At 61.3% G+C, this 6,207-nt stretch carries 4 protein-coding genes; 1 reads left to right on the top strand and 3 read right to left on the bottom strand.

Annotated elements, in window-relative coordinates; translation table 11 throughout:
- Positions 1–458 precede the first annotated feature (458 nt).
- Positions 459–1,442 carry a GIY-YIG nuclease family protein gene (locus DID96_RS34615; protein WP_124603686.1) on the bottom strand — a complete coding sequence of 328 codons (984 nt, stop codon included), beginning with the start codon at positions 1,440–1,442 and terminating at the stop codon, positions 459–461.
- Positions 1,443–1,997: 555 nt separating this feature from the next.
- Here DID96_RS34615 and DID96_RS34610 point away from each other — a divergent pair.
- Positions 1,998–2,219 carry a SymE family type I addiction module toxin gene (locus DID96_RS34610; RefSeq protein ID WP_124603685.1) on the top strand — a complete coding sequence of 74 codons (222 nt, stop codon included), beginning with the start codon at positions 1,998–2,000 and terminating at the stop codon, positions 2,217–2,219.
- Positions 2,220–2,271: 52 nt separating this feature from the next.
- Here the strand turns inward: DID96_RS34610 and DID96_RS34605 are convergent, their stop codons facing one another.
- Positions 2,272–4,191 (bottom strand): efflux transporter outer membrane subunit, encoded by a 1,920-nt coding sequence (locus DID96_RS34605; protein ID WP_260464130.1) that lies wholly within the window; start codon positions 4,189–4,191, stop codon positions 2,272–2,274.
- 48 nt (positions 4,192–4,239) lie between these two features.
- Complete coding sequence (locus tag DID96_RS34600; protein WP_124603684.1) at positions 4,240–6,207, bottom strand: glycosyltransferase; 1,968 nt, start codon at positions 6,205–6,207, stop codon at positions 4,240–4,242.

The raw sequence follows: 6,207 nt of genomic DNA, 5'->3' as shown, positions 1-6,207 counted from the left end.
CAACCAAGCGCTCATCGCGCTGGCACGGCGACGCTGCGACGTCCTGTTCGCCATGCTGCGCGACGGCACCATTTACCAACCCAAGTCAGCCCCTAACGCTTGACGAAAGACATAGGGGCACCCCCCCCCCCTAACGAGCCCGAGTCGGGGAGGCAGCCATGAAGCTAAGATGACAGCGGTGCCCTTACAAAGTACTGGCATGACATCGGACATTCGCGGCTGCGGAATTCCGAATGTCCGGAGAACAACCGGTAGCTGCCTCACCGATACTGATCCCCGACCGTCCGCAATGGCTTGCGGATTCAACCGGTCGTGCGTCTCTTGATGCGTAGTCAAAGGCGTGAGCCGCTTCAAGCCTTGCAGCTTGAAAGTTAGGGAGTAGCACGATACGTGGGTACACATCTCGCTGCGGTCGACGTTCCGTGACGCCCCCAGATATCCTTTCCCGACTGGTTGCGTCAGTTCAGATTCAGGCCGAACGTGCGCGAACCCAGCGCGACCTTCCAATATGACTCGCGCTGAATCACCTCCTGGCGGGGTGTATCGGCCGGCAGTACCTCGAGCAGCGTGAACCGCAGATCTAGCTCGCGTCCAGGCGTAGCGGCGAGCAACTGTGCGAGCAGCTTGTTGCCTCCGTGTCCTGTGGACGCATAGTTGCTCCAACGCTGTAGCAGCCCTTGTGCGCCCGAGGCCGAGCCCACATAGTGTTGGCCGCCGCGCTCGTCCGTGATCAGATAGATTCCGAACACGCCAGCCAACCCCTGTTGCCAGGCTGCGTCACGCAGTGCGATCCGCAGTTCTGCCATAACGAGCGAGACACCGGTGAGTCCCTGGAACGGCACCGCCGATTCGAGCTGTGCCGTGACGCTGTACCGGCGGCCCATTCGCGTGGGCAATTGACTGCAGTTACCTGGCTCTGCCCCGTGTGCAATTTGCTCGATTGGTGAGTTTGCTGTCCGGCGTACCCGTTCGGTCTTCTCCGGTCGCAGGACGCGCCGCCAGGCCACTTCTTTTCCCGTCCACTCGATTTCAAGCTTCAAACGCAGATCGGCAAGCAGATCGAGCTCACGCAAATCGTGGTAGTACCCGCCCCAGTCCTCGTGCAACGGCTCGAAGCTTCCCTCGAGTAGTCCCCGGCGAATCGCCTCGCCGGGCGTCAGCACACCCTCGACACGCCAGACGCCCAGAAGCAGAGCGTGGCCGGGCCTATTACCGTAAAACGCTACAAGCAGGCTTCCCACTGGCATCTCTCTGGGCTGCATTGCCTGATACAGATTCAGGGCGCGCGTGCCGATATATTTCACGAGGGGATACCGCTTGTCCTTGTGGCGCATCAGCGTGATCTGCTGCGCGGCCGGATCGACACCGACGGTCTTTAAAAGGTCTAGTAGGTCTTCGTACATGGCGCTCGACTGTAGCTGAATACCGACGATGCTTGGCAAGCAACCGTCGATCCGACATTGTAAATTCACGTCCCTCCTGGAACACGTCAGCACCGCAAAGTCGATGACTGTGTTGGGATGCGGTCACGGTCGTATGGAAATCTACGTGCCACATTAGGGATGCGTCATCATGCACCGACTCGATGCTCCGAGGATGAATCGTTTCGAATCGTCACGACTCGAATGATTAGGGCAGGCGAGGGCGAGTTACGCAGGCATCGCGTTGACCTTCGTCGTAGCCGTTCGCCGTGACAACATTGCATCGCCGAAATCATGATCCCTATAACCTTCGGCTAACGTTCACCGACCCAGCAAACGTCGAGCCATCAATGCTGGTCTAATGAGTCATGTTTAGCCGATGGCGATCGTGAATCCATGATGCGCATGCGACGGACACGTCGTTCTCGATGATTGTCCGTTGAGACACCGAATGAATCGACCAGCTCAGTGAGGAGGACAGAACACTACCGAAATATCGTGGTAAACGAGCGCGGGCCGCAAGTGCTACCAACACTCACGACCCGCTAACCAAAGCCAACTATCTAGGAGTTGCCAATGGCTAAGGCAGATCATAAATCACGCCCACCGATAACGGAACGCTACGTGACGATTCAGGAATCCTGGGGCTTTCCGAAGAGCATGGGACGCAGGCCGAAGAGCTTTTACCCGTGGTTCAGAATCGGCGGAATGTGGATCATCAACGACGCGGGTTTTGTCCCGGGCCGAAAGGCACGGATCACGGTCGAGCCGGGCAGGCTGATCATCACGGCGATGTAAGCGCCGTGGGGCCGCGAAGTTCGCGGCCCTTGGCTGCGATGCCCGACTTCCATCACTTTGCGGGACTTGCCACACCGCCCGTGGTGCCAGGCGTGACAGTTGTCTCGGTGATAGCCGTGACGCCGGAGGAATCAACAGAGCGTGTTGTAGTCACTGAAGGAGCGGCTGTACGCGCAGCCCCTTGCTGCACGGCGACTCCCGATTGCGCCGCTGTTCCCGGTTGAGTCGCCGCACTTGACCGCACCGCCGTACTCGATTGCGTTGCGACGCTCGGTTGTGCCGCCACTCCCGACTGAGTCGCCACACTTGGCCGCGCTACCGCACTTGGCTGCGCCGCGCCCACCGATTGAGCCGCTGCACTCGAACGCGTTTCCGCGCCCGGCTCCTCCACCACAACCGACGTCACATGCGGCGTTGGCGCCGCAGCAACCGGCTGCGCCACAGCTCTCGACTGAGCCGCCACCGGCCGCGCCCCCGCAGCAGGCTTCACCCCCGCCACCGGCTGCACCCCAGCCCCTTGAGTAGACTCAACCCACCCCCCACCCAAAGCCTTATAAAGCTCCACCCGGCTAGTCAACCCAGCGAGCTTATAAGTAACAAGCACCTGCTGCGCCTGAAACAGCTGCCTTTGCGCATCAAACACCCCAAAGTAATCATCGACCCCATTCTGAAACCGCATCTGCGCCAACCGCTGGGTTTCACTGATGTCATGAATCATCTTCTGCTGCGCCTTCACCTCGCGCTCATAAGTCGTCCGCGCAGCCATACTATCCGCGACTTCCCTGAACGCGCTTTGAATCGTGCGTTCGTAGTTAGCGACATTCACATCCTTCTCCACCGTCGCGAGATCGAGATTCGCGCTATTGCGTCCCCCATCGAAGATCGGCATCGTCAACTGCGGCGCGAACAACCACGCGGCCCCACCTGAAAACAACCCGGCGAGCGTCGCACTCGCGACCCCGAGCATCCCTGTAAGCGTGATCTTCGGAAAAAACGCCGCCCGCGCCGCACCGATATTCGCATTCGCAGCAATCAACTGATGCTCGGCAGCAATGATGTCGGGCCTGCGTTCCAGCAGCGTCGATGGCAGCCCTTCCGGAAACTCAGCCAGCAGATTCTGGTTATCGAGCGGCGTCGCAGTTGCCACCCCAGCCGGCAACTGCCCACCCCCGATCAGCAACGTCAACGCATTCTCATCCTGCGCAACCTGCCGCGTGTACTGCTCCACAGCCACCTGCGCCGTCTGCACCTGCGTATCTGCACGATGCTCATCGAGCTGCGCCATCCCACCCGCAAGCTTCCCGCGATGAATCATCTGAGCGACATCCTGCTGGTTCTTGAGCGTGTCCTGCGCGAGCTTGAGCAACTCACGATCAGCACGCAGCGTCAGATACGCATTCCCAACCTCGGCCACGAGGCTGATATGCACACTGCGCTGCGCTTCGACGGTCGCGAGATATTGCTCCTGCGCGGCATGACTCATGCTGCGCACGCGTCCGAACAGATCGATCTCGAAGTTGGTCAGCCCGACACCGGCAGTAAACGTATTGATCAACGGAGACTGCCCCGGCGCACGCAGCCCCGGGCTCAGACGCTGACTATTGAGCCCGAGGTTCGCATCGATCTCCGGAAACTGCGCCGCGCGTTGCAATCGGTACTGCGCGCGCGCCGCCTGGATATTGAGCGTCGCGATACGCAAATCGCGGTTATTGGCGAGCGCCCGCGCGATCAACTGTTGCAACTGCGGATCGACGAAGAACTGCCGCCAGCCGAGATCGGCCGCTGCCGGACCAGTCTGCTGCCCCGCATTGGAGGCCCCCGGCGTCGAATAAGCCGCCCCGTTCGGATACGCAGACGGGATCGGCGCATCGGGCCGCTGGTAATTCGGCTCCATCGAGCAGGCGGTGAGCGCGACGACAAGCGCCAGCGGCAGCACACGTATTGGCGGAGAGGGAAACGGAAGGCTACGCATTATCGACAAGTCCAGAATTAGAAAAAATTAGGCGGCGAAAGCACGGACTCAGTCCGACAGCGCACGCTGCATGAGGCGCGAGATCGCCAGCTTCGGCTGGCCCTGTGCCGCGATGTTGTGGGGGGGATCGCCGAACAGCATGCGGATCAATCCGTGGCGCGCTGCGGTATCGACATGCAATGCAATACCGAGCAGGCGGCCATGTCGGCGCACGACGCGGCACGGTATCCAGCCGATTTGCGCGAGCCACAGCGCACCTTCAGCATTGACCGGCAACGACCCGGCCTTCGACGTGATCACGCCCGCGCCGTTGCACGACAGGTCTTTCGTGGTCACCGCATATTCCTGTTGCCCGATGCGCAACCGCGCAGACGCGCGATAAGGAAACCGTTCTTCCTTTCTCGGCCGTGGCAACTCCACGCACACCAGCATCGACGTGAGATAGAGCAACAACGAAACCCCGGTCCACGCTGAATTGAAGACGAGCCCCGGCGCATCAGGATCACTCGACAGCGCATGCCCGAGCCCAAGCGCGGACAGCACAATCAAGCTTCCATAAAGCGCCGCGAACTTGCCGTGAATGATGAGCTTCGAGCGGTCCAGCCCTTTGTTCGTCACCTTGAACGGCCGCCCGAACGGCCGAAGAATCGCACTCGCAAGCGATGCGCTCACCGCCATCGCACAGACGATCTGCGTGACCTCGGTAAAGATCGGCAGCGCGCGCCGTCCGGTAATCCACATGCTGTAGGCCCAGTAGGCGATCAGCGAAGGCAGCCCATACGCGAGAAACTGCATCGGCTCGCCGTAAAGCGTCGGCACGTTGAAATACCAGTACAGCAGCGGCCCGAGCAGCAGCATCAGTGTGAACGGCCGGCTCAACCAGTGCAGCAACCCGTGCACGTAATGCAGCCGCTGCGTGAACGTATAACCGGGGCCGCGCAGCGGGCCGTCGGGCGTGAGCGCGACCTGGATCGTGCCGAGCCCCCAGCGGCTGCGCTGGCTGATGTATTCGGGCAGCCCTTCGGCCGACAGCCCGACCGACAGCCGTTCGTTGAGCCAGCGCGTCACATAGCCGTGCGGCATCAGCCGGTAGGTGAGGTGGATGTCCTCGGTCACGGTGCCGGTCGGAAACCCGCCGATGTGATTGACGAGATCGCGCCGCACGACGAACGACGTACCGATGCAGAACGCCGAGCCCCACGCGTCTTTCGCGGGCTGCATGATGTCGAAGAACGCGCGCTGCTCGTCGACCCAGCATTCGGTCGAGCGCAGGTTGTACTGCACGGGATCGGCGTTGTAGTAGAACTGCGGGGTCTGCACGACACCGACCTTCGGATCCGAAAACAACCCGATCGTGCGCATCAGGATTTTCCGGTGTGGCGCGAAGTCGGCGTCGAGCACCATGATGTAAGGCGCGCCGCCGTCCGGGCCTTGTGCGCTTTTACGCAGGCCGTTGTTCAGGTTGCCGGCCTTCGCGTGCGCGTTGTCGGGGCGGGTCACGTAGTTCGCGCCGACCTGCTCGCAGAACGCCTTGAGCCAGTCGCGGCGCGTATCGTCGAGCACCCACACGCGAAAATCCGGATAGTCGATCGCGAGCGCCGCGACGACGGTCTTCTCGAGGATTTCGAGCCCTTCGTTGTAGGTCGCGATGAAGATGTCGACGCGCGGCACCTTCGTGGCACGCCGCAGCCTTGCTTCGCCGGCATCGGCGTCGGGTGAGTGATCGCTGGTGCGCGTGAGCACGACGATCGAGATCAGCGTGTACATCAGCGCGATGCACTCGAAGCCGAAGAAGACGTGCGCCCACACGCTCGGAAAATCCATCCGCGGGTCGGGCAGCGTCTGGGTCGTGCGCCAGTACATGTACGTCAGCAGCAGCGTTGCGGCGATCCCGCCGAACAGGATGCGATCGACGGCGCGCTCGCGATTGCCGAGCCGCGTGAGCACAATCACGATCAACAGCACGCCACCGTTGATGACGAGCAGGGATCGGCTTGCGAGAAAAAAATCGAACAT

This window comes from Burkholderia sp. Bp8963 (genome assembly GCF_003854275.1).
Lineage (GTDB): Bacteria > Pseudomonadota > Gammaproteobacteria > Burkholderiales > Burkholderiaceae > Burkholderia.
The sequence above is the reverse complement of the archived record's forward strand: the minus strand, read 5'-3'. Positions and strand labels throughout refer to the sequence as shown.

Coding starts and splice junctions, on each gene's coding strand:
- DID96_RS34600 (WP_124603684.1), bottom strand. CDS start 6,207: ATGTTCGATTTTTTTCTCGCAAGCCGATCCCTGCTCGTCATCAACGGT.
- DID96_RS34610 (WP_124603685.1), top strand. CDS start 1,998: ATGGCTAAGGCAGATCATAAATCACGCCCACCGATAACGGAACGCTAC.
- DID96_RS34605 (WP_260464130.1), bottom strand. CDS start 4,191: ATGCGTAGCCTTCCGTTTCCCTCTCCGCCAATACGTGTGCTGCCGCTG.